Origin of the sequence: Asticcacaulis biprosthecium C19, from assembly GCF_000204015.1 — a bacterium.
GTDB lineage: Bacteria > Pseudomonadota > Alphaproteobacteria > Caulobacterales > Caulobacteraceae > Asticcacaulis > Asticcacaulis biprosthecius.
In genome coordinates this window covers 1050277-1052103 of sequence record NZ_GL883078.1, presented here as the reverse complement: position 1 = coordinate 1052103, position 1827 = coordinate 1050277, and the positions used below count along the sequence as shown (strand labels likewise).

At 65.2% G+C, this 1827-nt stretch carries 1 protein-coding gene; it reads left to right on the top strand.

Features of this window, described 5'->3' with window-relative positions:
- Positions 1-1827 (top strand): beta strand repeat-containing protein (locus ABI_RS25730; protein WP_040309318.1); only part of this gene is annotated, 1827 nt, incomplete at both ends.

The following is a 1827-nucleotide window of genomic DNA, read 5'->3' as shown; positions in this document are numbered from 1 at the left end:
CCGGCGGGGACACCGTTACCCTGGGCGCCATCATTACTGCGGGTACAATCGACCTGGCGGCGGGGACCGACAGCCTGATCCTGGGCAACTTCGCCAACTCGGCGACCGTTTCGAACGCCGAAACCATCACCGGCGGCACGGCGGTCGACACCATCACGCTGGCCACCACCCTGACCGGCAGCACGGTTAATCTGGGCACCGGCGTCGACGTTCTGAACCTGGCCAACGTCGCCAATACCGGCACGGTCTCGAACGTCGAAACCCTCACCGGTAACGCCGATGTCGACACCATTACGATCGGTGCAGCCCTGGCGGCGGCGACGATCAACCTGGCTGGCGGCACCGACGTCCTGAACCTGGGCAACTTCGCCAACTCGGCCACGGTTTCCAACACCGAAACCCTGACCGGCAACGCCCTGGCTGACACGATTACGCTTGGCACCACGCTGACCGGCATGACGCTGGACCTGGCGGCCGGCGCCGACAGCCTGACCCTGGCCGCCGTCGCCAACACGGGTACCGTGTCGAACGTCGAAACCATCACTGGTAATACCGCGGCCGACGCCATTACGCTTGGCACCGCCGTCACCGCCGGTGTCTTCGACCTAGCCACCGGAACCGACAGCCTGACCCTGGCCAACGGCACCAACTCGGCCACCGTGTCGAACACTGAAACCGTCACGGGCGGCACCGGAGCGGATACGATCACCCTGGCCACGGCCCTGGCCAACACCATGACGATCGACCTGGCGGCGGGTGCGGACGCTATCACCCTAGGCGCCTTCGCCAACACCGGCACGCTGTCCAACGTCGAAACCATCACCGGCGGCTCGGCCGTCGACACCATCACCGTCGCCACCGCCCTGACCGGCACAGTCAATCTGGGCACGGGCGCTGACACCCTGAACCTGGGCAACTTCGCCAACACGGTCACGGTATCGAACGTTGAGACCCTTACCGGCAATGCCGATGTCGATACCATCACCATTGGTGCGGCCCTGGCGGCTGCCACCATCAATCTGGCTGGCGGCACCGACGTCCTGACGCTCGGTAACTTCGTCAACGTCGCCACCGTTTCGAACGCGGAAACCCTGACCGGCGGCACCGGTATCGATACCATCACGCTGGGCACGACACTGACCGGCATGACCCTGAACCTGGGCACCGGCGCCGATGTTCTGATCCTGGCCAATGTCGCCAACACCGGTACCGTCTCCAATGTCGAAATCATCACTGGCGGGACGGCGGCCGACGACGTCACCCTGGCCACCATCGCCACAGCGGCGGTTATCAACCTGGCCGCCGGCACCGATGCCCTGACGTTCGGCAACTTCACCAACTCGGCGACGGTCTCAAACGTTGAAACCATCACCGGCGGTACGGGTGCCGAAACCCTGACCATTGGTGCAGCCCTAAGCGCGGCCACGATCGACCTGGCGGCTGGCACCGACAGCCTGACCCTGGGCGCCTTCGCCAACTCGGCCACCCTGTCGAATGTCGAGACCCTGACCGGCGGCAGTGCCGCTGACACCATTACCCTGGCCACCACCCTGACCGGCATGACGGTCAACCTGGGCGCCGGTGCCGATACCCTGATCCTGGGCAACGTCGCCAACACCGGCACCGTCTTGAACGTCGAGACCATTACCGGCAACGCCGATGTCGACACCATCACGCTGGGCGCCATCATCACGGCAGGCGTCGTCGACCTGAACGGCGGAACCGACGTCCTGACCCTGGGCAACTTCGCCAACACCCTGACCGTCAGCGATGTCGAAACCCTGACTGGCGTCGCCGGTGCGGACACGGTTACGCTCGCCACCACCC